The organism is Actimicrobium sp. CCI2.3 (genome assembly GCF_035019065.1).
Lineage (GTDB): Bacteria > Pseudomonadota > Gammaproteobacteria > Burkholderiales > Burkholderiaceae_D > Actimicrobium.
Genome location: NZ_JASJWR010000026.1, coordinates 16,086 through 40,655 on the forward strand (window position 1 = coordinate 16,086; position 24,570 = coordinate 40,655).

Annotated in this window: 21 protein-coding genes and 2 riboswitches; of the genes, 15 read left to right on the forward strand and 6 right to left on the reverse strand. The window is 59.2% G+C overall.

The window, feature by feature from the left end; genetic code table 11:
• Positions 1 to 324: 324 nt before the first annotated feature.
• Positions 325 to 455, forward strand: a riboswitch (guanidine-I (ykkC/yxkD leader).
• Positions 456 to 591: 136 nt separating this feature from the next.
• The 15 genes from QN370_RS14780 to QN370_RS14850 all read left to right on the forward strand — a co-directional run bounded on the left by QN370_RS14780 (position 592) and on the right by QN370_RS14850 (position 18,196).
• Positions 592 to 1,434 carry an ABC transporter permease gene (locus QN370_RS14780; RefSeq protein WP_322126616.1) on the forward strand — a complete coding sequence of 281 codons (843 nt, stop codon included), beginning with the start codon at positions 592 to 594 and terminating at the stop codon, positions 1,432 to 1,434.
• 4 nt (positions 1,435 to 1,438) lie between these two features.
• Positions 1,439 to 2,299, forward strand: a complete 861-nt coding sequence (locus QN370_RS14785; protein WP_322126617.1) for an ABC transporter ATP-binding protein — start codon at positions 1,439 to 1,441, stop codon at positions 2,297 to 2,299.
• Positions 2,296 to 3,024, forward strand: a complete 729-nt coding sequence (locus QN370_RS14790; protein WP_322126618.1) for an urea amidolyase associated protein UAAP1 — start codon at positions 2,296 to 2,298, stop codon at positions 3,022 to 3,024. The genes QN370_RS14785 and QN370_RS14790 overlap by 4 nt, the downstream gene beginning before the upstream one ends.
• 10 nt (positions 3,025 to 3,034) lie before the next feature.
• Positions 3,035 to 3,685 carry an urea amidolyase associated protein UAAP2 gene (locus tag QN370_RS14795; RefSeq protein WP_322126619.1) on the forward strand — a complete coding sequence of 217 codons (651 nt, stop codon included), beginning with the start codon at positions 3,035 to 3,037 and terminating at the stop codon, positions 3,683 to 3,685.
• A gap of 7 nt (positions 3,686 to 3,692) precedes the next feature.
• Positions 3,693 to 7,304 (forward strand): urea carboxylase, encoded by a 3,612-nt coding sequence (gene uca, locus QN370_RS14800; RefSeq protein ID WP_322126620.1) that lies wholly within the window; start codon positions 3,693 to 3,695, stop codon positions 7,302 to 7,304.
• 235 nt (positions 7,305 to 7,539) lie between these two features.
• Positions 7,540 to 8,439, forward strand: coding sequence for a TorF family putative porin (locus tag QN370_RS14805; protein WP_322126621.1), 900 nt, complete (start codon positions 7,540 to 7,542; stop codon positions 8,437 to 8,439).
• Positions 8,440 to 8,520: 81 nt separating this feature from the next.
• Positions 8,521 to 10,302 carry an allophanate hydrolase gene (atzF, locus tag QN370_RS14810; RefSeq protein WP_322126622.1) on the forward strand — a complete coding sequence of 594 codons (1,782 nt, stop codon included), beginning with the start codon at positions 8,521 to 8,523 and terminating at the stop codon, positions 10,300 to 10,302.
• Between the two features lie 186 nt (positions 10,303 to 10,488).
• Positions 10,489 to 11,391, forward strand: a complete 903-nt coding sequence (locus QN370_RS14815) for a hypothetical protein (protein WP_322126623.1) — start codon at positions 10,489 to 10,491, stop codon at positions 11,389 to 11,391.
• A 269-nt stretch (positions 11,392 to 11,660) separates the two neighbouring features.
• Positions 11,661 to 12,545, forward strand: coding sequence for a hypothetical protein (locus tag QN370_RS14820; RefSeq protein WP_322126624.1), 885 nt, complete (start codon positions 11,661 to 11,663; stop codon positions 12,543 to 12,545).
• Between the two features lie 235 nt (positions 12,546 to 12,780).
• Positions 12,781 to 12,895: riboswitch (guanidine-I (ykkC/yxkD leader) on the forward strand.
• Positions 12,896 to 12,946: 51 nt separating this feature from the next.
• Positions 12,947 to 13,981, forward strand: a complete 1,035-nt coding sequence (locus QN370_RS14825; protein ID WP_322126625.1) for an ABC transporter substrate-binding protein — start codon at positions 12,947 to 12,949, stop codon at positions 13,979 to 13,981.
• A gap of 84 nt (positions 13,982 to 14,065) precedes the next feature.
• On the forward strand, positions 14,066 to 15,079 hold the full coding sequence (locus QN370_RS14830) for a fatty acid desaturase (protein WP_322126626.1): 1,014 nt from the start codon (positions 14,066 to 14,068) through the stop codon (positions 15,077 to 15,079).
• Positions 15,076 to 15,819: a 3-oxoacyl-ACP reductase family protein gene (locus tag QN370_RS14835; RefSeq protein ID WP_322126627.1), complete on the forward strand. Its 744-nt coding sequence runs from the start codon at positions 15,076 to 15,078 to the stop codon at positions 15,817 to 15,819. The genes QN370_RS14830 and QN370_RS14835 overlap by 4 nt, the downstream gene beginning before the upstream one ends.
• A 57-nt stretch (positions 15,820 to 15,876) precedes the next feature.
• Positions 15,877 to 16,662, forward strand: coding sequence for a creatininase (locus tag QN370_RS14840; protein WP_322126628.1), 786 nt, complete (start codon positions 15,877 to 15,879; stop codon positions 16,660 to 16,662).
• Positions 16,659 to 17,453 (forward strand): N-acyl homoserine lactonase family protein, encoded by a 795-nt coding sequence (locus QN370_RS14845; protein ID WP_322126629.1) that lies wholly within the window; start codon positions 16,659 to 16,661, stop codon positions 17,451 to 17,453. The genes QN370_RS14840 and QN370_RS14845 overlap by 4 nt, the downstream gene beginning before the upstream one ends.
• The gene (locus tag QN370_RS14850; RefSeq protein WP_322126630.1) at positions 17,453 to 18,196 is read left to right on the forward strand and encodes a hypothetical protein; all 744 of its coding nucleotides are present in this window, start codon (positions 17,453 to 17,455) and stop codon (positions 18,194 to 18,196) included. Before QN370_RS14845 ends, QN370_RS14850 begins: the two co-directional genes overlap by 1 nt.
• Before the next feature lie 74 nt (positions 18,197 to 18,270).
• On the opposite strand, the gene kynU is transcribed toward QN370_RS14850, so the two are convergent.
• The 6 genes from kynU to QN370_RS14880 form a co-directional block, all read right to left on the reverse strand.
• The gene (gene kynU / locus QN370_RS14855; RefSeq protein ID WP_322126631.1) at positions 18,271 to 19,521 is read right to left on the reverse strand and encodes a kynureninase; all 1,251 of its coding nucleotides are present in this window, start codon (positions 19,519 to 19,521) and stop codon (positions 18,271 to 18,273) included.
• 122 nt (positions 19,522 to 19,643) lie between these two features.
• Positions 19,644 to 21,614 carry a GGDEF domain-containing protein gene (locus tag QN370_RS14860; protein ID WP_322126632.1) on the reverse strand — a complete coding sequence of 657 codons (1,971 nt, stop codon included), beginning with the start codon at positions 21,612 to 21,614 and terminating at the stop codon, positions 19,644 to 19,646.
• Between the two features lie 84 nt (positions 21,615 to 21,698).
• Positions 21,699 to 22,451, reverse strand: coding sequence for a LytTR family DNA-binding domain-containing protein (locus QN370_RS14865; RefSeq protein ID WP_322126633.1), 753 nt, complete (start codon positions 22,449 to 22,451; stop codon positions 21,699 to 21,701).
• 12 nt (positions 22,452 to 22,463) lie between these two features.
• Entirely contained in the window at positions 22,464 to 23,654 is a 1,191-nt protein-coding gene (locus QN370_RS14870) for a sensor histidine kinase (protein ID WP_322126634.1), read from the reverse strand.
• Positions 23,655 to 23,762: 108 nt separating this feature from the next.
• On the reverse strand, positions 23,763 to 24,002 hold the full coding sequence (locus QN370_RS14875; RefSeq protein ID WP_322126635.1) for a hypothetical protein: 240 nt from the start codon (positions 24,000 to 24,002) through the stop codon (positions 23,763 to 23,765).
• The gene (locus QN370_RS14880; RefSeq protein ID WP_322126636.1) at positions 23,999 to 24,526 is read right to left on the reverse strand and encodes a hypothetical protein; all 528 of its coding nucleotides are present in this window, start codon (positions 24,524 to 24,526) and stop codon (positions 23,999 to 24,001) included. Before QN370_RS14880 ends, QN370_RS14875 begins: the two co-directional genes overlap by 4 nt.
• Positions 24,527 to 24,570: the final 44 nt, after the last annotated feature.

A 24,570-nucleotide genomic window follows, 5' to 3' on the forward strand; every position in this document is an offset into this window, starting at 1 on the left:
ACTGTAAGGTAACAGATAACCAAGGGCTAGCAGTGTTTTTATTCGGCGATCAGTTCAGTCTTTGGTTGAGGCGTTTGGGTTCGGGCATCGTGACCAGAGCATTTCGTGCAATGCCCTTCGGTTATTGCACCCTACGATTTTGTGGCTGCACCGGTTGGGCTTGATCGGTGGGCGCGCAAACGGTGCGTCAGGTGCGTTTTGCGCACCACGGTAGTACCGATCCGGTCTGCTGCCACGGCCAAATCGCCCATTACGTTGCGGGTCACGCTGGCACCATAGTTGCTAGTACCAATGCAACGAGAGACGCAGCCACTACTGCGACTCGAGCATGGACGCTAGGGTTCCGGTGTCGCCAGGTAGTAACGGCGGCATGTCTGGTCCGAGAGCAGCCGGTTGGTGCGACATCGTGCAAGCGATCCGCATCAACTACACGGAGGGATAAAAGCCCGGGAGGCCATCACAGTCGAACAGCGTTCGACATTGATCGCTCGCCTCTCCGACTTTTTTCTGACTCCTGGAGCTGCACGATGCCTTACTTTTTTTCCCTGCCCGCCCTGTGCCGCGCCCGTCTCATCCTCCAGCGGGGTGCGCATGCCTGAGCTTCCCGTCACTGCGCAATCCGCCAAAAAACACATCCGCAACCGCCGCTCCAGCTGGGCAGTGCGCGGCCAGTTGCCGCATCGCGTCATCGTGGCGCTGGCGATCACCGGATTCATGCTGCCTTTTCTGTTCTGGCTGATCCTGTCGACCAGTGGCCGTATTGATCCGGTCTTCCTGCCTACGCCCGAACTGGTGCTGCGGCGCTGCATCGACTGGCTGTTCAATGATGATCTGATGAGCGATGTCGGCATCAGTATCGGCCGCGTGTTCGGCGGCTTCCTGCTGTCGGCGTTGCTGGCCATTCCGATCGGCGTGATGATCGGCACCTATGCGCCGGTGCGCGCATTGCTTGAACCGCTCACCGATTTCAGCCGCTACCTGCCGGCTGTCGCCTTCATTCCGCTGATCATGCTGTGGGTCGGCATCGACGAAAGCGCCAAGCTGACCGTGATTTTCGTCGGGACGTTCTTCCAGATGGTGCTGATGCTGGCCGAAGATATTGCGCTGGTGCCGAACCAGCCGGTCGAAGCGGCCCGCACGATGGGCGCGACCAATAGCGAAATCGTGCGACTGGTGCTGATCCCGGCGGCCCGTCCGGCCATGCTCGACACGCTGCGCCAGACCATGGGGCTGGCCTGGACTTACCTGGTCGTGGCCGAACTGGTAGCCGCCAATTCCGGGCTGGGATTTTCGATCCTGAAAGCCCAGCGCTTCCTGCAGACCGACAAAATTTTTGCCGGCATCCTGCTCATCGGTCTGATCGGCCTGCTGACCGACCAGACTTTCCGCTGGTTACATCGCCGCTGTTTCGGCTGGCACCACATCGGGAAATGACATCATGATCACCACCCCTCCCAAGATCCGCATCCGCGGCCTGAATAAATTTTATGGTGCCGGCGCACGCCTGACGCACGCCCTGCAGCACATCGATCTGGATATCGCACCCGGCGAATTCGTCACGCTGGTCGGCGCTTCCGGCTGCGGCAAATCGACGCTGTTGCGCACCGTCGGCGGCCTTGAAGAATATGCCGAGGGCGAGATTCTCTGCAACGGCCATGACGTCGACGGTGCCGGTCCCGACCGCGCGATGGTGTTCCAGAGTTACAGCCTGTACCCGTGGCTGACCGTGCTCGAAAACATCAAGTTCTGTCGTCGTCTGAAATTCCATTGCAAGGACGCCAGCTCGAGCGATGTCGAAGTCGCCAGCGGCCGCGCCGATGCGTTGGTCGCGTTGATGGGCTTGGGCCATGTCGCCGGAGCCTATCCGGCTGAGCTGTCGGGCGGCATGCAGCAGCGCGTGGCGATTGCCCGTGCGTTGATGGTGCGTCCCGATGTACTGCTGATGGATGAACCATTCGGCGCGCTCGATGCCCAGACCCGCGAAGTGATGCATGACCTGATCCGGCATGTGTATCTGCTTGAAAAAACCACCGTCATTTTCGTCACGCACGATGCCGAGGAAGCGCTGTACCTCGGCCAGCGCGTGGTCGTGATGGCGCCACGACCGGGTCGTATCGATTCGATCATCACCGTGCCGTTCGGCCTCGACCGCCAGCAAGACCTGAAGCTCGCACCCGAATTCGTCGCGCTCAAGCGTCAGATTCTGGCACGTATCCGCGAGACCTCGGGCATCAAGACCGATTTCGGTCAGCTCGAAAAACTCACCCGCATTGCCGAGACTACCGGAGAATTATCATGACGCACGACCTGCAACCTGCCAGCATTCTCTGGAGCGAAACCTTCCCCGGCGGCGGCCACTGGTCCTACAAGGTCAAGCGCGGTACGACGCTGCGTTTCACCGACCTCGACGGCGGCGCCAACATGGCCGTGCTGCTATACCGTGCCGACGAACGCCTCGAACGGTTGAACGTGCCCGATACGCTCAAGGCCCAGCACACCGCGCACCTGACTGCCGGCCATGTGCTGTATTCGGACATGGGCAATATCCTCGCCTCGATTCCGCACGATACGGTCGGCTGGCACGACCCGCTGTGCGGCGTCTCGACGGCAGTTTCAGTGCTGGCCAAGTTCGGCGCGCATCGCTATCAGGAACACCGCAACGCGATGTATCGCAACGGCCAGGACAGCCTGCTGGTCGAGATCGGCAAGTGGGGTCTGGGTCTGCGCGATCTGGTGCCCAACATCAACCTGTTTTCAAAAGTCGTGGTTGATGCCGATGGGCGTTTTGCGTTCGTGCCGGGCAACAGCAAGGCCGGCGATCTGGTCGAGCTGCGCTTCGAGATGGACACGCTGGTCGCGCTGTCGAGCGCACCGCATCCGCTCGATCCGAATCCCGAGTACGCACCGCGCAAGATCAGCGTCGTCGCCCACACCTCCGGCCCCGCTGGTGCCGATGATATTTGCCGCCTGTCGTGTCCCGAAAACGGTCGCGGCTATACCAATACCGAACTGACGACCCGCTAAGGAGATGACCATGCCAACCCTGTGCGAAAGCCCACGCGATACCACCACCGCCATCCTCGATGTCTATCAACCTGCCGGCGAGCCGTGGCTGCATGTGATGCAGCGCGGCCAGACCCTGCGCATCATCGACCTCGAGGGCAACCAGGCCGTCGACACGATTTTTTATAACGCCAGCGATACGTCCGAGCGCTACAGCATGACCGACACGATGCAGGCGCAGGGCGGCATTTACCTGAGCACGGGCACCGTGCTGATGTCGAACCGTGGCCGGCCCTTGCTGACCATCGTGGCCGACACCTGTGGCCGGCACGACACGCTCGGTGGTGCTTGCGCCGCCGAGAGCAACACCGTGCGTTACGCCGCGCAGAAAAAATTCATGCACAGTTGCCGCGACAATTACCTGCTGGCGCTGGCGCATGCCGACATCGGCATGGGCAAGCGCGATATCGTCCCGAACATCAATTTTTTCATGAACGTGCCGGTCACGGCCGAGGGCGGCCTGACCTTTGAAGATGGCGTCTCGGCACCCGGCAAATATGTCGAGCTGCGAGCCGATACCGATGTGCTGGTGCTGGTGTCGAATTGCCCGCAATTGAATAACCCGTGCAATGCCTATAACCCGACCCCGGTGCGCTTTGTCATCTGGGATGCACAGGACTGACATCGCCATGTTCAAAAAAATCCTCATTGCCAATCGCGGCGAAATCGCTTGCCGCATCATTCGTACCGCCCGCAGCATGGGCATCCAATCGGTCGCCATTTACTCGGAGGCCGATGTTGAATCGTTGCATGTGCGGCTGGCCGACGAAGCCATCTGCATCGGCCCGGCACCGGCGGCACAAAGCTACCTCGATGCCGACAAGGTACTCGCTGCCGCCACCGCCAGCGGTGCCGAAGCGATCCATCCGGGCTACGGTTTCCTGAGCGAGAATGCGGCGTTTGCCGAAGCCTGCGCCGCCGCCGGCGTGGTCTTCATCGGCCCGACCCCGCATCAGTTGCGCGCCTTCGGCCTCAAGCACACCGCCCGCGAACTGGCGCAACAAGCCGACGTGCCACTGCTGCCCGGCACCGGCCTGCTCGATCACATCGCGCAGGCACTGACATCGGCCACGCAGATCGGCTATCCGGTCATGCTGAAAAGTACCGCCGGCGGCGGCGGCATCGGCATGCGCCTGTGTCGCGATGCGCAGGAACTGGAGGCGGCTTACACCTCGGTCAAGCACCTCTCGGAAAACAACTTCAAGAACGGCGGCATCTACCTCGAAAAATTTGTCGAGCATGCGCGTCATGTCGAAGTGCAGATCTTTGGCGATGGTCGTGGCGGTGTCGTCTCGCTCGGTGAGCGCGATTGCTCAGTCCAGCGACGTCACCAGAAAGTGATCGAAGAAACCCCCGCACCGGGCTTGTCCGAAGCCACCCGTCAGGCACTGGCCGAGACCGCCGTGCGACTGACGGCGTCGCTGTCGTACCGCTCGGCTGGCACCGTCGAATACGTGCTCGATGCCGACAGCGGCGCGTTCTATTTTCTGGAAGTGAATACGCGCTTGCAGGTCGAACATGGGGTCACCGAAGAAGTGTTCGGCGTCGATCTGGTTGAGTGGATGATCCGCGCCGCGACCGATGATTTCGTACTGCCGGCGCAGCACGCGCTGCAGTCATCCGGTCACGCGATGCAGTTGCGCGTGTATGCCGAAGACCCGGCCAAAAATTTCCAGCCCTCGTCGGGCGTGCTGACCGGCGTGGTGTTTGCCGATGCGCTGCGGGTCGATACCTGGATCGAACGCGGCATTACCGTCAGTCCGTACTACGACCCGTTGCTGGGCAAGCTCATTGTCCGGACCGCGACGCGTGCCGATTCCATTGCGGCACTTGTCGCCGGTTTGCAGGACAGTCGTATTGATGGCATCCAGACCAATCTCGGCTACCTCGCCGACATCCTCGCCTATCCGGTTTTCCGGGCGGGCCAGCAGACCACCGGCATGCTGGCAGCGATGCCTTATCACCCGCGCACGGTCGACATCATCGATGGCGGTATCCAGACCACGGTGCAGGATTATCCGGGCCGGCTCGGTTTGTGGGCGGTCGGCATTCCCCCCTCGGGTCCGATGGATGCGTATGCGCATCGGTTTGCCAATCATTTGCTGGGCAATGACGGCACGGCGGCCACGCTCGAGATGACGCTGCAGGGCGCGACACTGACCTTCAACAGCGATTGCCTGATCGCACTGGCCGGTGCCGACATGGGTGCCAGCGTGATCGGTCCCGATGGCACGCGCGCGCTGGCCAACTGGCAGGCGCACCCGCTGCGCGCCGGCGAGACACTGCGCTGCGGCACCGTCGACGGGGCTGGCGTGCGCGGCTATCTGGCCTTTGCCGGTGGTATTGATACGCCCGACTACATCGGTAGCCGCGCGACGTTTACGCTCGGTCAGTTCGGTGGTCATGGCGGACGGGCACTGCGCAGCGGCGATGTGCTCAAGCTGTTTGCGGCGCAGCCTTCACCGCAACCGTTGCCTGCCACGGCGGTGCCGGTCTATGCCTCGGCATGGGAAATCGCGGTCCATTACGGTCCGCATGGCGCGCCGGATTTCTTTACCGATGACGACGTGACGATGTTCTTCGGCACCGACTGGCAAGTGCATTTCAATTCCAGCCGCACCGGCGTGCGCCTGATCGGACCGAAGCCGCGCTGGGCCCGTACCGATGGCGGCGAAGCCGGTTTGCATCCGTCGAACATCCACGACAATGCGTACGCCATCGGCTCGATCGACTTCACCGGCGACATGCCTGTGATCCTCGGCCCGGACGGTCCCAGCCTGGGCGGTTTTGTTTGTCCGGCGGTGATTGTCTCGGCCGACCTGTGGAAGATCGGCCAGCTCAAGCCGGGCGATACGGTGCGTTTTGTGCGGGTGTCGGATGTCGATGCTGCCGCGCTGCGGGTCGCGCAGGAAAGCGTGTTTGATACGGTGTCGCTGCCGGTGCCGATTTTTATGCCGCCGCACAGCGAAGCAGGCAGGTCGTTACCGGCCATCCTGCGTACCGGTGCGTTGCCGGATGACACGGCGCTGGTGTTTCGCCGTGCCGGTGACGACTACCTGCTGATCGAATTCGGCGACGCGGTACTCGATATCAATTTGCGCTTCCGGGTACATGCGCTGATGCAGTCGATCGAACAGGCGCAACTGGCCGGCGTGATCGATCTGACGCCGGGCATCCGGTCGCTGCAAGTACATTTCGATCATCGCCAGTTGCCGGTCAGCCGGCTGGTCGTGCTGCTCGATGCGTTGATTGCGGCCCTGCCATCGGTCGAGGACATGGTGGTGCGCTCGCGTATCGTCCATTTGCCGCTGGCCTGGAACGATAGCCAGACCCAACTGGCGATCCGCAAATATGAAACCACCGTGCGCCCCGGCGCGCCGTGGTGCCCGAGCAATATCGACTTCATCCAGCGCATCAACGGTCTCGATGCGGTGCGCGAAGTCTATGACGTCGTGTTCAAGGCCAGCTACATGGTGCTGGGTCTGGGCGATGTGTACCTCGGCGCGCCGGTCGCCACGCCGATCGATCCACGCCACCGGCTGGTGACGACCAAATACAACCCGGCCCGCACCTGGACGCCGGAAAATGCGGTCGGCATCGGCGGTGCCTATCTGTGCGTGTACGGCATGGAAGGGCCGGGTGGTTACCAGTTCGTCGGCCGTACCGTGCAGATGTGGAACCGTTACCGCCAGACCGACAGCTTCCGCGATGGCAAGCCGTGGCTGCTGCGCATTTTCGATCAGATCCGCTTTTACGAAGTCAGCGAAGCGCAGTTGCTGGAACACCGGCGTGATTTTCCGTTGGGACGCTTCGACGTGAAAATCGAAGAGACGACGTTTTCGCTGGCCGATTACAACCGCTTCCTGGCTAGCGAGCAGGAGTCCATCGGTGCGTTCAAGCAAAAACAGCAGGCGGCCTTCGAGGCTGAGCGCGAACGCTGGCGCAGTAGTGGTCAGGCCGATTGGGTCAGTGAAGAAGCGCTGACAGGTACCGCCGAGCAGGGCGATCTACCGGCAGGTTGTCATTACCTCAGCGCCGTGGTGCCGGGCAGCGTCTGGAAAATCGTCGCGCAGGCGGGTGCGACCGTGGCCGCTGGTGACACGGTGGCGATTCTCGAATCGATGAAGATGGAAATCCCGCTGACCGCCACGCGCGCAGGTGTGATGGGTGAATGGCTGGTCGGGGAGGGTACGCCGGTGGCGGCGGGGCAGGCTATTGCGGTGTTGAGCGAGGCGGCTTGATGTGAGTGAAGCGGTGCATTCGGTGCAATAACCATGCTTTCTTTATGCTCCCGAGCCGCTTATTTATAAATTCTTTATGTGTGGTCGGTTACCGTTTCACTGGAGGTTACGGGGGCAGGGCATTGCACCGCGCACCCCGACCACGAAGTACCGAAATACAGTTTTTACAAGCACCACCGGCACTGAAATAGCAGGGAATCCAAGTAGTTCCAATACTCAAAAAAAGGGAATCACCATGTCACGCACCACATCGTTGTCTCGCCCGCTGGCACTTGCCATTGCCTGTTCAGGATTGTTTGGCAGCGCTGCCTTCGCCGCTGATGCGCCCGAATCATCGCCATTCACCGGCCACATCGACCTGGTCAGCAAATACGTGCTGCGCGGTGCCACCAGCACCTACGGCCCGAGCAAGCCGGGCTTCGGTAACGAAGGTGCCGATGCGCCCGAGTCCGACAAGCCGGTGCTGCAATGGGGTGCCGACTGGTCCGATCCGTCGGGTCTGTATGCCGGCTATTTCGGTTCGATGATCAACTACTCGTACAAGAAGCTCGGCGAGTCTTACACCAACCGCAACATCACCAATTTCCAGTCCGGCAAATCGATCGAAAACGATCTCTACGGTGGCTACAACGGCAAGCTCGGCGAGTTCGGCTACACCGTCGGCGGCACCGGTTACGTCTACTTCAACGGCAAGAATGCCAACGCGCTCGAAACCAAGCTGGCCCTGAGCTACGGTGACTTCAGTGTCGCGGCACAAACCCTGCTCAATGATGTCGTCTGGGGCAACAAGGGCGACACCTACTGGACCCTGAACTACACCAAGGTGTTGCCGTACGAGATCACGCTCAATAGCTCGCTGGGCTATTACTCGTACAAAAAACAGGGCAAGTACCTCGGTTCAGTCGACACGCTGACCAGCAGCGCTTGTCCGGCGGGGCAGAGCTTTTCGGTCAACGGCTGTTTCGCAGGCGGTGCACCGAGCTCCGGTGGCTTCCGTCATCTGATCGTCGGCTTCACGCAGCCGATCGCCGCGACCGGTTTGACATGGGGTCTGCAAGGCATCATCGCCGGGGAAAATCGCTATAGCGTCAAGCAAAAGAACCAGTTGCTTGGTTCGCTTAGCTACGGTTTCTGATTGCCCTTGTAATGCCTCGTGGTCCGGTGTGTGCGTTACCCGGCACCGGACCATTTTTTTACCGAATTTGCGAGAGATACCATGACCACCAACGACCATCTTCCTGCCATGACGCTGGCTGATCTGCACACGGCGTATGCCGCACAGTCCCTGCTGCCTAGCCAGTGCATCAGGCAGGTACTGGCCCGTATCAAAGAGGTCGAACGGCCTGAAATCTGGATTGCACGGATTGCCGACGACGCCTTGCTGATGCAGGCCCAGGCGCTGGACCGTCTGTTGCAGGAAGAAGGCGCGTCAGTACTCGCGCGCATGCCGCTGTTTGGCGTGCCATTTGCGATCAAGGACAACATCGACGCGCTGGGGTTGCCGACCACCGCAGGCTGCACCGAATTCAGTTTCACGCCGCAGCGCTCGGCCACCGTGGTCGAGAAACTGCAAGCCGCCGGTGCGCTATTAATTGGCAAGACCAATCTCGACCAGTTTGCCACCGGCCTGGTCGGTACCCGTTCGCCGTACGGCGCGGTGCGCAATGCGATCGATCCGGCGTATGTGTCGGGTGGCTCCAGTTCGGGCTCGGCAGTGGCAGTTGCGCTGGGATTGGTTGGTTTTTCATTGGGAACGGACACCGCCGGTTCGGGCCGTGTTCCTGCAGGGTTGAACGGGATCGTCGGCCTCAAGCCCAGCCGCGGTTTGCTCAGTACCCGCGGCGTATTCCCGGCGTGCCGCACGCTCGATTGCGTATCGATTTTTGCTCGAACGGTAGCCGATGCATGGCAAGTCACGCAGGTGGCGGCCGGTTTTGATGCCGAAGACAGCTATTCGCGCGCGGTGCCGATGACCGGCATTCGACAGCGCGGATTACGCATCGCGCTGCCGTCCGTGCTGGAATTTTTTGGTGATGCCGCTGCCGAGCAGGCTTTCGCAGCGACGCTGGCGCAATTGCGCGCACTGCCCGGTTGCACGTTCGGTACGGTTGATTACACGCCGTTCAAGGAAGCGGCGGCGTTGCTGTACTACGGACCGTGGGTGGCCGAACGGCTCGCTGCTGTTGGTGACTTTTTTACGGAGCACAAGGAGCAAATGAACCCCGTCGTCGCCGGCATCATCGGTCAGGGTGCCAATTACAGCGCCGTCGATGCGTTCAATGGCCAGTACCGCCTGGCCGAACTGCGCCGGACTGCCGAAACCGCACTCGCGCCCTACGACTTCCTGTTGCTGCCGACCACGCCGACGATGCCCACGCTGGCCGATCTCGCAAGCGAGCCGGTGCTGCGTAATTCCGAGCTTGGCTATTACACCAACTTCGTCAATTTTTTCGATATGGCGGCATTGTCAGTGCCCGCCACTTCCCGTGCTGATGGTTTGCCGGCCGGCATCACGCTGGTCGGACCGTGCGGGTCTGACCAGTTGCTGGCATCAGCGGCGCAACGATTGCTGCCGCAGGCGTCGGTACAACCGGTCACGCCTTTGCCGTTCAACGAACCGACGGTGCAACTGGCCGTGGTCGGCGCGCATTTGCAGGGCCAACCGCTGAACTGGCAACTGACCGAACGCGGTGCCCGCAAGATGGCCAGCACGCAGACGGCGGCGCACTACCGGCTCTATGCGTTGCCCGACACGACACCGCCAAAGCCAGGCCTGCAGCGTTGCGCTGAGGGTGTTGCCATCGCGATTGAAGTGTGGGAACTGCCGCTGCGTCGCTTCGGCGAATTTGTCGCCGATGTACCGGCACCGCTGGCGATCGGCTCGCTGGAACTGGCCGACGGACGCTGGATCAAGGGCTTTGTTTGCGAGGGTCACGCCATCGCCGGAGCCCAAGACATCAGCCGCCACGGCGGCTGGCTGGCCTACCTCGGCGTCTGACCAGCCGGTTCCGGTCGACTGGTAGCGCCTCGCTTCGCAGGGAGGTGCGCCGGTCGGCCGTGCGCTGGCAGGACTTTGTCGTCCTGGCGCGTCGATGCATCCATCTCTCGTCCAATTTTATTTGGAACTACCTGTCCTTTTTCGCTACTCAGTAAGCCTGTCGATCATTTTTGCTGGAGATTTACAATGAAATTTGAGGGTAGTGTAAAGAGGAAAAATAGTAATCCTCGACCAGTTGAGCGCATGCCTAGTATTGAGGAGGAGTCTGATGAAAGCTCAAAATCAAACTCAAGTTCAAGCCTTGATTCTGGTGCAAATACGAATGTGGTAGTGCCTGGAAATAACCGGCACCATGTGCATCCAGCATCCCGTTCGGCGATCGAAAAAAATATGAAAAGGGTGATCTCAAAAAAACAATCTGAAATTTTTGATCACCACGACAATATGGCGCGTCTTGAACCGCTAAAAAGTGAGAGAAAAAACGCCGAGAATCAACAGAAAAATCTCAGAAATAACTATGGAAAAGAAAAAAATAAACTGGAAGATATTCGTCAAAAACGTTCTAAAGCAGAAAAACTGTTCGACAGGCAGGTATTGATTGCTGATCTTGACAGCAGAAATGGCGCATTGGTAAAAGCAAGATTGCTTTTTATCAGAAGATTGGATGAAGTCGATCAAGTACTGGTGGAATCGCGTCAGGCAATCAATAAGGATGTCGCCAGAACTGAAAAAAAGTTACTCTTCAAAAGTAACGCAGTTACAGAAAATGTCGCATTTATTAGTGCCAAGAAAGACGAAATAGTTTTATTGGAAAAAAATCTACAATCAACCGCAGCCAGGTTGTATGTGCAAGTGCGACATCTTGAAAAAGAAAATAAAAAGTTGACTGGTCAAAGCCCGATTTTTACTCATCCAAAAATCAAGAATGGAAAGTATTTATTGATGCCGCTGTTAAGGACAGGTCAATTTCGGAGTTTTGGTGCGCAATTAGCCTATCAGGCACGAAGAATTAAAAAGAAATGGTGCGAAGCAAGTGCGGCGGGTTCAGAAGTTCAAACGGAGGATTTTTACCGGCGAATTGAAGTGTAGACGCGTCTGAACCATTGGCTTTGCCGTTCACCACGTCAAGGTAATCTTTTATTTTTACGGAACTGTCAGTGTTCTTGCGTTACTCATCTGCAGTTTTGAAGATAATCAACATTTGATTATTTGTCTCACTGGGTGTTGCAGGGTTGATTGCTATTATTTTTTTAAATAGCAGGGTGATTATAAAAACGAATACTGCCTTGTGATATGTTTAGCAAAAAATGGATATTTTATACTGGCGACAGTATGTTAATTTATATTGGATGTGTGTGATGAAATTAAAGTATGTTGTGACAAAACCTATCGTGAGTATTGTGCCGGAGCTACTGCTGACTCGTCATGGTGGTCGGTCTGATTCAAGTTCCATATCGGATTGCACTTCCATTTCTATTGCATGCAGTAATAGTGCGAATAATAGTTTGTCGCAGAATTCGCGCGAAAATGGATGTCAATCATTGGGGTCGCTGAGTGAAATGCAGTGTAAGAATTTTGTGAAAACAAAATTAAAAATAATCGACCATGATGACCAGATCGCTCTTCTGGACGTGATGAAAAAAAAGAACAAAATCACTGTGCAGACTTTGCAGCAGCTTGGAAATGATTGCAAGGATATAAAAAGTAATCTTCAATCCAGGCGTAAAGAACGTGACGAACTGGAAATGTTGTTTGACAGGCAGGAATTGATTACCAATCTTGGTTGCAAAAAACAAACAGGAGCAAAGGCAAGATTATTTTTTATCAGAAAGTTGAGTGATGCGACGAAAATTCGGCTGACTCATCGTGAAGAAATTAATAAGGAAATTGCAAGGACTGAGCATGAATTCGTAGCGATCAATAAATCGATTGTGGAAAAAGAATTATTAGTCAATGGCAAACGTCATGAAATCGCGGTGCTGGAAAAAACCATTACGGCAAATGCAGCGGATTTATACCCTCAAGTATTGCGTATTAAAAAAGACCATCAGAAAATAATCAATCAAAATGAGGTGGATGACGATCTGAAAATCAAAAATGGCAAGTACTTGCTGGTTCCTCTGTTTAAGGCAAGACAATTTCGCAGTGTTGGCACGCAATTGTCGTATCAGGCACAAAGAATGATGCGGCGAGCCAGTCAATCCACTACGCCTGGCTTTACGGCGCAACGGTTGGAAATTTAGACTAATGCGAGCGTGCCCGTGACACGCTTGCCGGGACAAGCCCAACATGACATGACAGTGCAGGCAACGGTCGATAACAGGGCGTTAGTCCATGCTGCGCCGGCTGGATGCGTCATTACGGTGTGAAAATCGCGTCAATCTGGCATGGATTGCCGGTTTTTGGCTGGCACTACTCTTGCTGTAGTTGACTTGCGGGAAGAGCGAGTTGCCATCGACAACGATGGCAGGTCACCTGACTCAGGAGTGCTAGGGTTCCGGCCTTGCCATCAATGGCAACGGTGTCTGGTCCGAGAGCGCTCCGGCCATGTCGACGTGACACGGCTCCACGGAGGGATAAAAGCCCGGGAGAACATTGGAACATCGTTCTCTCCGTACGCCCATCCACCGACCAGGAGTCTTTCATGCGTTTTGCGACCCGTACTCTGTTCTCGTTTGCTGTTCCCGTCGCTCCCTTCCTGCTGCGCAAGGTGGCCGTCGCGGCCGTACTTGCCGCTGCCTCCAGCCTGTCTTTTGCCGCGCCGGCCACGCTCAATGTCGCCACCGTCGTGTGGATCGGCTATGGCCCGTTCTATATTGCCGAAGCGCTTGATCTGTACAAGAAGCAAGGCCTGTCGGTGAAACTGCAAGTGTTCTCCGACCCGGCACTGATCCCGGCGGCACTGGCCGGCGGATCGGTACAAGGCGCGATGATGACGTACGATCAGGTGATCGGTCAGGTCGCCAAGGGCATGCCGCAAAAAGTCGTGATGCCGATCGACTATTCAAACGGCGGCGATGCGATTGTCGCTTCGATGGCCGTCACCAAAGTCAGCGATTTCAAGGGCAAGAAAGTCGGCTTCAATCCGCTCTCGCCATCGGACTTCCTGCTGTCGTACGCGCTGACCAGCAATGGCCTGAGCATCAACGACATCACGCCGGTCAACATGACGCCGGAGTCCGTGCCGGCCGCGATGGTGTCGGGTCAGATGCCGATTGGCGTGACCTACGAGCCTAGCCTGTCGCAAATCCTCAAGCAGGGCGGCGGCAAGAAATACCATGTTGTCTACTCGTCGAAAAATGCGCCCGGACTGATCGCTGACGTACTCGTGTTTGATGACAAGTTCATCAAGGCCAGCCCGAAAGACATCACCGGCATCATGAAAGCCTACCTCGAAGGCATGGCCTACATGAAGGCCAAACCGGACGAGTCTGCCAAGATCATCGGCAAATTCATGGGCGTGTCGGCCAAGGAAGTCAAGGAACAGCTGCCGGGCGTCTACAACATCCCGCTCAATGAAATGCCGAAAGCGTTCATCAAAGCCAAGGAGACCACCTCCTACTTCGCCAGTGCAGAGATCATCGGCGGCATCCTGAAAGCCAAAGCCCAGATCGACAAGATCCCGGCCACGGAGGCGACGATGGATGCGCAATTTGTGACCGGCCTGCAGGCGAAATAAGCCTGCACCGCAAGAGGTGGCGTGCCGGGTCGATGGCCCGGCTCGGCACCTTCCTGCGGGTATCCATCCATTAAGGAGTACTCCATGATTTTTCGTTATCCGGACGGTGTATTACCCAACACCGCTGCATTGTCGTTCACGTTGCTCGGTTATCCGCTGGGCATCCTGTTACTGACGCAACCTGGCTGGTTCCTGAAAGCCGTTGGTTTCCTGCTGACTACACAGACACTGATCTGGTCGGCGTACTTTATTCATGAATTCGCGCACCTGACCATCTTCAAGGTCGCCAGCACCAACATGCGCTGGGGCACCGGCATGAGCTGGATCAATGGTGCCTGCTATGCGCGCTTCGACAACTTGCGTCGCAAGCACATGCGCCACCATGTCGAGCGGGCCGATGTGGTCACCTTCGACGTCAAAGCTTATTTGCTGGCAGCACCGGTGCCGGTACGCGGACTGATCCTGACACTCGAATGGCTACATTTTCCGGCAGTCGAATTCCTGGTGCGCGGCTTTGTGATGGCGCTGCCGTTTCGTCAGGGTGCGGAAAAAAACAGCAAGGCGCGCGTCCGTGTGCTGGCGATTTTTGCCGTGCGTGCTGCGGCCTTCATTGCGCTGGGCTGGGTCTCGCCCAGTGCGCTAGTACTGTATGCGGCCGCCTATCTGCTGTTTGTCATCGTGCTGCGTTTCGGTGACTGCTTCCAGCACACCTACGATGCCTATCCGATCCTCGGCGATACGCCGGTGCCGAACGACAAACTGCGCGACAAGGCTTACGAGCAAGCCAATACCTTCAGCAATATCGTCGGCCTCGACAACCGCTTGCTCAATCTCATCTGGCTCAATTTCGGCTATCACAATGCGCATCACGACAAGCCGATCGCGCCGTGGCACCGGCTGCCGCAACTGCATCGCGAACTCTACGACGTGCGCTATGCGCAAGTCATTCCGGTGCCGTTGTTGCTGCGCAGTTTTCATGTGAACCGCGTGCGACGTATTCTGGCCGACGATTGCGGACAGGTCTTGCCGGTCGGCGTGAACGGCCGCGCCGATGGCTTTCTGGGCGCGGCGGGCGTGTCATTCCTGACCGCCGTATGAAGATCGATCTTGCCGGCAAGGTGGCGCTGGTCACGGGTAGCGCAACCGGCATTGGTCGGGCCATCGCCGAGGCGCTGTCGGCCAGCGGCGCACGCGTCGCATTGAATCATTTTGGCCAGTCCGGGTTGATCGCGGGCTTGCTCGATGCTCTCGGCGACGGCGCACGCGCCTTCGATGCCGACGTCACCGATGCCACCGCCGTGCAGCACATGGTCGCGCAGGTCGAGGCGCAACTTGGGCCGATTGACATCCTCGTCAACAATGCCGGCATCCTGCTCGAAAAGCCTTTTCTTGAACTCACCGAAAACGAGTGGGATCGCGTCATTGCGGTCGATCTGAAGTCGGTCTTCCTGTGCAGTCAGGCGGTACTGCGTAGCATGCAGCCGCGCGGCTGCGGCTGCATCATCAATGTCGCTTCCGAACTGGCTTATCTGGGTCGCGCCGAATTCAGTGCGTACTGCGCGGCCAAAGCCGGCGTGGTCGGCCTGACCAAATCGCTGGCACGCGAATTCGCACCGGCGATCCGCGTCAACGGCATCGCACCCGGACCGACCGATACGGCGATGCTGTCGCTGGACCAGCTCAGTCCCGCGTGGCGCATCAAGGAGCTGGCGATCCCGGCTGGCCGAGCTGCCGGGCCGGAGGAGATCGCCGCGACAGCGGTTTTCCTGGCGAGTGACTTTGCGCGCTTTTACTACGGTCAAGTGCTCAGTCCGAATGGCGGAGCGCTGATGCTCTGACAGAAGTGGCGAATTGGATGGGAATATGCACCTCAACAGACCTGGAGAAAATCACACATGCCTACCTCACAAATGGATCACCTGAGCTGGGTCGCCTACGAAGAACGCCTGCGCGATCCGCATGCGGTGGTGTTCTTGCCGGTGGGTGCGCTGGAGCAGCACGGGCCGCACCTGCCGCTGGGCACCGATGCGTTACTGGCAGCGGCGGTTGCGCGCAGCGTCGCAGAGCAGGTCGGCGGTATCGTCGCGCCGACCATCAATTACGGCTACAAGTCGCAACCGAAATGCGGCGGCGGCCAGCATTTTCCCGGTACCACCAGTCTTGATGGCAGCACGCTGTCGGCGATCACGTGCGACATCCTGTCCGAACTGGGCCGGCATGGCGTGCGCAACGTTGTCGTCATGTCGGGGCATTACGAGAACCAATGGTTTTTGATCGAGGGGATTGATCTGGCGCGCCGTCGGCTAGGCCCGGCGTCACCGATGAACATCATGCGACTCGAATACTGGGATTTCCTGACCGAGGCAACGCTGGCCGGTGTCTTCCCCGATGGCTTCCCCGGCTTCGCGCTCGAACATGCGGCGGTGATGGAAACCTCAATGATGCTGCATTATTTTCCGGCCCTGGTACACCTCGATACATTGCCCGACGAGCCGCCGGCTGACTTCCCGCCGTACGACATGTATCCGACGCACACCCACTGGGTGCCGAGTTCGGGGGTGCTGTCGTCGGCACGCGGTGCCAGCGCCGACAAGGGCAAGCTGATGGCAGACGATGTGGCCAACCGTATCGCCGCCGCCGTGCGCAGCGAGTTCATGTCGCCATCCGGGGAGTCGGCATGACGCGGGTCAACAAGCTCTGGCCGCTGCTGACGGCAACGCATCGCTACGACAAGACGATCTCGACACACGGTCGCGGTGCCGGCCAAATGATTGATGCGCCCATCCTCGCGTACCTGATCGAAACCAGTAACGGCCGCATCCTGTATGACGTAGGGTGCGACCACAGCAAGATCAATGATCCGGCGCTCTGCGCGCAGTACTACAACCCGCAGACCTTTTCATTCGGCGCACCGGTCATGACCGAAGAACAGCGTATTCCGTCCTACCTCGCGCGGCTCGGGTTGTCGGCGGCGGATATTGATGTGGTGTTTCTCGGGCACCTGCATTTCGATCATGCCGGCGGACTCGGTGAACTGCGGCGTTGCGGGTGTGGTGCCGACGTGCATGTCCAGAAGGACGAACTGGCTGCCGCAATGACCGGTCAGGACGTGGCGTGTTTCGCCGATGATTTCGTTGGTCACGGCCCGCTAAAAATCACTGACGGTGAATACGATCTGTGCGACGGCGTGCGCGCCATCAGCACGCCCGGGCACACCGCCGGCCACATGTCGATGTGGATCACCTTGCCCACAGGAGCGCCGGTACTGCTGGCCGGGGACGCCGCCGACCTGACGGAAAATCTCGACGACGAAGTCGCGCCCGGTGGCTGCTGGCAAGGCAATTATGCGCAGGCCATTGACAGCATCCGCAAGCTCAAGCAACTCGGTGCCAGTGAAGGCGCGCAGATCTGGCCGAACCATGACTTCGCGTTTTACCGACGCTTGCCGGCGTTTCCGCAGGCTTGCGTGTGATGCCGCCAGACAGTGCACTGGTACCTGATCGATACCGTGGAGTATGGCAGCGTACTTTGCTTGAGGCACCGGGTGTGCACGACACGACGACGACGGTGTTCTGGATGCAGACCGGGCGCTGGCATGCCGACTTGCGCATTGCCGCTGGCCGGCCGGATTTTTCGGGAGTGGGCAGTCTGGATGCGTGTGATGCGGAGCAGCTCGCGTGGCTGGGTTCGCAGCAGGGATTTGCCGGCATCACCGAAGTCACGGTCACGTCCGGACAGGAAATCTGTGCGTGGCATCGGCGGGTTGATGTGCAGCCACCGGGCCTGACGGCCGATGCGGGTGTGATGGTGTTTACGCCTGCATGCCTGATCGAGACGGGTGTGCATGGTTCGTATCTCGAGCACTGGATTGCCGTGCCCGGGTCGCAGGGTGAGAGTTCGGTATATCGCTGCGGTCATGATCAGGATCGTCTGCAATTGCTGCTGGTGGCGGGCGAGCAGGTGATGCGGGTGCGCGATCGGCGTTGTGCCTGGCCATCGGGGTTGAGTGCGGGGATGACGCTGGCGCAGTTGTTGGAGGCGTTGCCTTTGGAGCAGCAACGCAGCTTGCTTGATATTGAGATTTCGTACGGCAGTCGCACTGACGGCGGATGGCAGATTTGGAATTCGAGCTTGCCTTGGCTGGAAGGAGAGCAGGTGAAATTCGCGATTGATGATGTTGACTCGCCGTGGCAGGAACTGGATCGTTCTGCTTGACGGTATTGGCGATGGTGGTCAGGGCGCTTGGTGCAATAACCGCAGGGCATTGCACCGAATGCCCCGATGACGTATCAGGTCACCAGCGCGCGTTCGCCGTCGAGGTCGTAGTCCTGCTGATCGAGGATGTGCGCCAGCGTATCGACCGCATCCCAGACATCGACGAAACGTGTGTAGAGCGGCGTGAAACCAAAGCGCAGGATGTGCGGTTCGCGGTAGTCGCCGATGACGCCGCGGGCGATCAGCGCTTGCATGACCGGATAGCCGTGCGGATGGGTGAAGCTGACATGGCTGCCGCGTTGCGCATGGGGACGTGGCGTGGCCAGTTGCAGCGGATGCGCGGCGCAGCGCTGTTCGACCAGCGTGATGAACAGGTCGGTCAGGGCTAGCGACTTGGCGCGCAGCGCCGCCATCGAGGTGTGGCCAAACAGCGCCAGCCCGCATTCGACCAGCGCCAGCGACACCACCGGCTGGGTGCCACACAGTGCGCGGCGGATGCCGGTCGCGGGCACGAAGGCAGGGTCCATCGCGAATGGTGCCGCATGGCCCCACCAGCCCGACAGCGGGTGATCAAAGCTGGCCTGATGCCGCGGTGCGACCCAGATGAAGGCCGGTGCGCCGGGTCCGCCATTGAGGTATTTGTAGGTACAGCCGACGGCGTAATCGGCATCGTCGCCTTGCAGATCGATCGGCAAGGCACCGGCCGAATGGGCCAGATCCCAGACGGTCAGCGCACCGTGGGCATGGGCCATCTGGTTGATGGCAGCCATGTCGAGCAGACGGCCGCTGCGGTAGTTCACGTGGGTCAGCATGACGATGGCGGTGTCGCTGTCGATGGCAGCGGCGAGCTCGTCGGGCGAGTCGACCAGTCGCAACTGGTAGCCGCGCGCTAGCCAGCGCGCCAGACCCTCGGCCATGTACAGGTCGGTGGGGAAATTGCTGCGTTCGCTGACAATGATGCGCCGCGCCGCACTGGTCGATGCACTGGCCTGCCGTTGCAGCGCACCGGCCAGTGCCTTGAACAGGTTCAGCGAGGTGGTGTCGGTGACGACGATGTCGCCGGCAGCCGCACCGATCAGCGGTGCCAGCAAGTCACCAAGACGCGAAGGCAGATCAAACCAGCCGGACTGATTCCAGCTGCGGATCAGATCGTGCCCCCATTCTTGCTCGATCACTTGTTGCGCCCGTGCCAGTGCGGCCTTCGGGCGTGCACCCAGTGAATTCCCATCGAGATAGATCACGCCATCGGGCAGAGCGAACTGGTCGCGCAGCGGTGCCAGCAAATCGTGCTGGTCGAGCGTAAGGGCATCAGTGCGTTGCATCATGGTGTTGTCGGTTTCAAGAGGGTGGCATGGACCGGATTGAGTTCGGCCGTGCAGTGTGGAGGAGGGCATTCAGTTCGTCATCGAGCAGGATGCCTGTGCGTATCATCTTGCACTGGCGATGCTCACGGCGCACTACGGAAGGTATTGCGGCCGGCGGCCTTGGCCGCGTACAAGGCTTCGTCGGCACGTCGCAACAGGACACTGCCGTCGTTGTCATCGACCTTGCCAACCGCGATGCCGATACTGGTGCTGACCTGGCGCGGCACGCCCAGCACGTCGAAATCGGTGCTCATCGCAGTGATGATTTTGGTCGCGACCTTGGCGCTTTCCGTCGACAGTTGCGGCCCTTCGAGGATGATGACGAATTCATCGCCAGCCAGGCGCGAGACGGTATCGGTCTGTCGTACCGAGTGCAGCAAGCGGCGTGCAAATTCGCACAACACTTCGTCGCCGCTGTGATGGCCGAGCGTGTCGTTGATCGCCTTGAAGTGGTCGATGTCAAGAAACATCAGCGCCATCGCATGACCGCTGCGCCGACTGCGGGCCATTGCTTCGGCGAGTTTCTCGTCGAACTGGTTGCGGTTGGGCAGACCGGTCAGCGTGTCGTGACGGGCCAGTACCCGCAACTGGTTTTCGACCAGCTTGAGCGTGGTGATGTCGTTGATCATGCCGCACACGCCGGACAGGTGCTGCTGCTCGTCGAACTGCGGCAAGTAGGCGGCCTGGTAATAACGCTGGCTGCCATTCTGGCGCGCCTCGAATTCAAAGCGCGCGACCTTGCCTGCGCGGGCCTGATCGTAATACTTCTTGTGCTGGGCGTATTCGTCCGCCGTCAACAGATCAGCGACGCGCTGGCCGGTGATTTGTGCCAGAGGCCGGTCAAACCATTTTTCGTGTGGCAGGTTGTTGAACTGGTAGCGCTCGTCGTGGTCGATGTAGCTGACCAGCGCCGGCAAGCTGTCGGTGACATGGCGCAGCAGGGTTTCGCTGGCACGCTGATGCAGTTCGGCCAGCTTGCGTTCGGTGATGTCGAGCACCATGGAATAGAAGCCGATGACCGCGCCGCTGGCATCGACATCGGGCAGGTAGTCATGCAGGAAGTAACGGCCACCAAGAAGATCGGACTGTTGTTCAAACCGGACCCGCTCGCCCTGCAGAACCCGGGTGATATGGCCGGTGATGGCGTTGTAGCCGGCTTCGCCGGTGACTTCGCGGACGGTCAGGCCGAGGACTTTTTCCGGGGCCAGATTGAGGATGGTTTCGTAATAGGCATTGCAGAAGCGGTAATGCTGCTCGTGATCGATGTAAGCGATCAGCGCCGGCATGTTGTCGGTGATCATGCGCAAGCGCATTTCGCTGCGGGCGAACGTATGTTGCGCGCGCTTGAGTTCGGTAATGTCTTCGGCCAGCGCAATGAAACCGGTGACACGGTCATCGGCTGCCAGTTCGGGCATGTAGCTGACACGTTCCCAGCGCACTGCTCCGGTATGGGTGACGAGCCGTTCAAAGATGGCCGGTTTGCCGCTCAGTACGTCGCGCATGTACGGTTCGCTCTGGGCATAGACATCCGGACCGAGCAAGTCGGCAGCGGCCATATTGTTGACCTGTCCAGCCGCGACGCCATAGGCGGTCTCGTACCGGCGGTTGGCAAAGACCACCTTGCAGTCGGCATCCACATAGGCGACAAGTGCCGGGATGTTGTCGGCGATCAGACGCAAGCGTTGCTGACTGCTCTGATCGTTCTGGCGCAACGCCTGCTGTTCCTGCAGCAGCAGCTCGATTGCGCTGGTCAGGTCAGCGATGACGTCGCCTGAATGGGGGCTATCCGGATGGCGTACTCGCGAGCGCAACTGCTGCAACGGGGCCAGTTGTCGGTGGATGGTGCGCCAGGCCAGCACACCGAAAAACGTCGACATGATCAGCGCGGCAACCAGGATGGTTTGTCCGATGCTGCTCCCGTACCCGTCACTAAGTGGCCCGGTATGACCTGATGGCATCAACGTGATGCCGATCAGCGTGATGACCAGGATCAGCAGGCTGATACTCAGCGCGGTGCGGGCAGGAAGGGTGGTAATCAGGCCCAGAAAACGCATGTCCGGAGGTCTCTCGCAGGGAGGTTGTAGTCAGTTTTGGTGTCATCATGACACCATCGAACATACCTTACCACGCACCTGTGGCTACATTTGCTTGAACAGATGAACAAAACTGCGGCTGACTTCCAGCTTGTCGGTTCTCCCCTTGATCAGTACCAGTTGACGTCCGCGCAGATCGCGGGTGACGCCGTCGATGGCATCGGCATTGACCAGTGTCGAACGGTGAATTTGCCAGAACCGGGCCGGGTCAAGTTCCGCCACCAGTTCGCGTACCGGCTTGCGAATCAGTGCTTCGACGCGCATGGTCTGGACCCGGGTGTATTTGTCGTCGGACTGGAAAAACAGGACTTCGGACACCGCAATGAGCCGCAGTTCCTGGCCGACTGATGCCTGTATCCATTGCAGATAAGCGGGTTTGGCGGCCAGTCCCAGTTGCTGTGCCAGCTGGGTCAGCATGTCGCCTAGCGGTGCCGGCGGTAACGCCAGCCGGGCTTTCAGTCTGGCTACGGTCAGGCGCAGGCGCTCCTGTTCGGCCGGTTTCAGCAGGTAATCGATGGCACCGCGCTCGAAGGCATCGATTGCATACTGGTCGTAAGCGGTCACGAAGACGATGTGGCTGGCGCTGCCAATGGCTTGTGCGGCATCCAGGCCGCTCTTGCCGGGCATGCGGATATCAAGGAACACGAAGTCAGGGCGATGTTCGGCGGTCAGGGCGATGGCTTCGTCGCCGTTGCGGGCTTCGGCAACGATGTCGAGTTCCGGCCAGACTTGCGCCAGGCGCAAGCGCAGTTGGTCGCGCATCAGGCGTTCATCGTCGGCAATGAGAGCGGTAGGCATGGGGTGGGCGCGTTAGCGGGCGAGGGTGTAGGGAACTTCAATGGTAGCGATGACGCCACCGCCCGGGTTGGGCGTGATGAGTAGCTGGGCATCATTGCCATGCATGAGCGCGAGCCGCTCGCGGATGTTTTGCAAGCCGAGACCCGTGCCATGGCTGGCAACAGCGCCAAAACCCAATCCGGTATCGACGACCGAGACCCGCAACCTGTTGTGGGCGACTTCGGCCAGGATGCGCAATGTGCCGCCTTCCGGTTTGTTTTCCAGCCCGTGCTTGATCGCGTTTTCCACCAGGGATTGCAGCATCATCGGCGGGAACGCGGCGCTGCGCAGGCCTTCGGTGATGTGGCACTCGACGCTCAGACGTTCTTCCATGCGCATTTTCAGCAAGTCCAGATAGGCGCTGACCATATCGGCTTCCCGACCAAGGTTGGTCACCGTTGCGCTGTCGCGGATCTGCGGCAGGACGGCGCGCAAGTACTGGATCAGGCTGTGCTGCATGCGCGCGGCGCGTGGCGGATCGGTCTCGATCAGATGTTCGACCGAGGCCAGCGTATTGAACAGAAAGTGCGGTTCGACTTGCGCTTGCATCATCTGCATGCGCGCCTCGCTGACCTGCCGCTGCATCGCTTCGTGTTCGGCAGCGGCGGTGGCGACGGCGGCCTGGGCTTCGGCGCGCTTTTTGCCACCCATCAGCGCTTTTGTTCCGAACAGGCCCAGGACCAGCAAGAGGACGAAATTCATGAACCAGTCGGACGAGGTTTCGCGCCAGGTTTCCGCTTTCTGCGTCGCGGCATCATCGACCGCGTCGGCGATCACTTCCTGGACTTGCTGGCTGACGCCGGGCGGCAAGGTGATATCGACGTTGCCGTCAGCAGGCGTGGTGGCGTCTGCCGGTTTGTTTTCATGGATATGGATACCGGTCGCGTCGATCGTGATGTCGGCGTTGCCGTTATTGACCAGTTTTGAATGTCCGCTGGCGGGTTTGCCGGAGGGGGCATGCCTGGAGCTGACTCCATTGCTGCTTGAGGTAAACAAGGTTTCCTGGGTGATGGCACCAGCCGCCAGTACCAGCATCGCGAACAGGAAAAACTTCCACCACGATAGCTGCGTCACCCAGGTTGCGGTGGCATCGAATGCGCGTGCCAGGCTGTCAGGAACGGTTGCCAGGAATTGCTTGAATGTTGATACGGAGTTCTGGTTCATGGTGTGGGCCGGAGAGTTAGGCAATCAGGTCGGCGACAGCGTTAGCGCTCAGTGTAACGACCACTGGCGCGTCATGGCATAAATGCGTGTCGATGAGGCAATGTTGAATCAGCTTTTGTCATCAGTGATGGCGCTTGGCTGGACGGCGCGTTCGTGCTGGCGGGTTTGTGCCAGACGATTTTTTTCTATGGGGACAAGACGCTTGCCGACGATGACGACTTGCGGCAACACGATGACATTGGTCGTGTGCCTCACCGGTGCAATACGGGCCGGATCTGCCGCATAACTGGCGCTGGCTACCATGGTGGCGAGCAGGATGAGAATGGGCAAAGTGCGGAGCTGTTTCATTTGGCGTCCTTCCAAAGTGTCGTTGCGATGAACACACTGTAGGAAAAAGCCGATGTGGCCGCCATGCCAATGCGACGGACTGCCGGTTCGGTGTCATGAACGTCGAAAAATGCGGGATGAGCCGTTTCGGTAAAGGGTGCGATTGCCGGCGATGCGCGGTACCGACGTTGCCAACGTTGTTCGGCGCAATATGGAGGCACGATGGCTTGCTCGTCGAATTCCTGCTGGTCGCGGTCAATCCGCGTTGGGTGGCCTTCGTCGCTGCGGTGTTGCGCCGACAGGTGGCATCGCTGGAGATAGTGAGGTTCGTCGGGTTTCGTCGAGGTTTGTTCGCCTTCGCCTGCCTGCGTTGACCGTCGCCCGGCAGCTGATGTCATCAGAACCGGCACGTCGCCGGAATTACCGGAGTCAGTGAGCTGACACGGCGGCAATGCACGTCCCACCAACGGCGTAACTGTCGTTCGCCGGTTGCGGGTTGGTTGCTTGTCCGCTTGCCGGCTTGCCAGGGGCAGGATGCCGGTCATTGCCAGCGTGGTGGATCAGCAGAATAAAATCGTTATGGGGCTCT

Coding starts and splice junctions, on each gene's coding strand:
- QN370_RS14780 (WP_322126616.1), top strand. CDS start 592: ATGCCTGAGCTTCCCGTCACTGCGCAATCCGCCAAAAAACACATCCGC.
- QN370_RS14785 (WP_322126617.1), top strand. CDS start 1,439: ATGATCACCACCCCTCCCAAGATCCGCATCCGCGGCCTGAATAAATTT.
- QN370_RS14790 (WP_322126618.1), top strand. CDS start 2,296: ATGACGCACGACCTGCAACCTGCCAGCATTCTCTGGAGCGAAACCTTC.
- QN370_RS14795 (WP_322126619.1), top strand. CDS start 3,035: ATGCCAACCCTGTGCGAAAGCCCACGCGATACCACCACCGCCATCCTC.
- uca (WP_322126620.1), top strand. CDS start 3,693: ATGTTCAAAAAAATCCTCATTGCCAATCGCGGCGAAATCGCTTGCCGC.
- QN370_RS14805 (WP_322126621.1), top strand. CDS start 7,540: ATGTCACGCACCACATCGTTGTCTCGCCCGCTGGCACTTGCCATTGCC.
- atzF (WP_322126622.1), top strand. CDS start 8,521: ATGACCACCAACGACCATCTTCCTGCCATGACGCTGGCTGATCTGCAC.
- QN370_RS14815 (WP_322126623.1), top strand. CDS start 10,489: ATGAAATTTGAGGGTAGTGTAAAGAGGAAAAATAGTAATCCTCGACCA.
- QN370_RS14820 (WP_322126624.1), top strand. CDS start 11,661: ATGAAATTAAAGTATGTTGTGACAAAACCTATCGTGAGTATTGTGCCG.
- QN370_RS14825 (WP_322126625.1), top strand. CDS start 12,947: ATGCGTTTTGCGACCCGTACTCTGTTCTCGTTTGCTGTTCCCGTCGCT.
- QN370_RS14830 (WP_322126626.1), top strand. CDS start 14,066: ATGATTTTTCGTTATCCGGACGGTGTATTACCCAACACCGCTGCATTG.
- QN370_RS14835 (WP_322126627.1), top strand. CDS start 15,076: ATGAAGATCGATCTTGCCGGCAAGGTGGCGCTGGTCACGGGTAGCGCA.
- QN370_RS14840 (WP_322126628.1), top strand. CDS start 15,877: ATGCCTACCTCACAAATGGATCACCTGAGCTGGGTCGCCTACGAAGAA.
- QN370_RS14845 (WP_322126629.1), top strand. CDS start 16,659: ATGACGCGGGTCAACAAGCTCTGGCCGCTGCTGACGGCAACGCATCGC.
- QN370_RS14850 (WP_322126630.1), top strand. CDS start 17,453: ATGCCGCCAGACAGTGCACTGGTACCTGATCGATACCGTGGAGTATGG.
- kynU (WP_322126631.1), bottom strand. CDS start 19,521: ATGATGCAACGCACTGATGCCCTTACGCTCGACCAGCACGATTTGCTG.
- QN370_RS14860 (WP_322126632.1), bottom strand. CDS start 21,614: ATGCGTTTTCTGGGCCTGATTACCACCCTTCCTGCCCGCACCGCGCTG.
- QN370_RS14865 (WP_322126633.1), bottom strand. CDS start 22,451: ATGCCTACCGCTCTCATTGCCGACGATGAACGCCTGATGCGCGACCAA.
- QN370_RS14870 (WP_322126634.1), bottom strand. CDS start 23,654: ATGAACCAGAACTCCGTATCAACATTCAAGCAATTCCTGGCAACCGTT.
- QN370_RS14875 (WP_322126635.1), bottom strand. CDS start 24,002: ATGAAACAGCTCCGCACTTTGCCCATTCTCATCCTGCTCGCCACCATG.
- QN370_RS14880 (WP_322126636.1), bottom strand. CDS start 24,526: ATGACCGGCATCCTGCCCCTGGCAAGCCGGCAAGCGGACAAGCAACCA.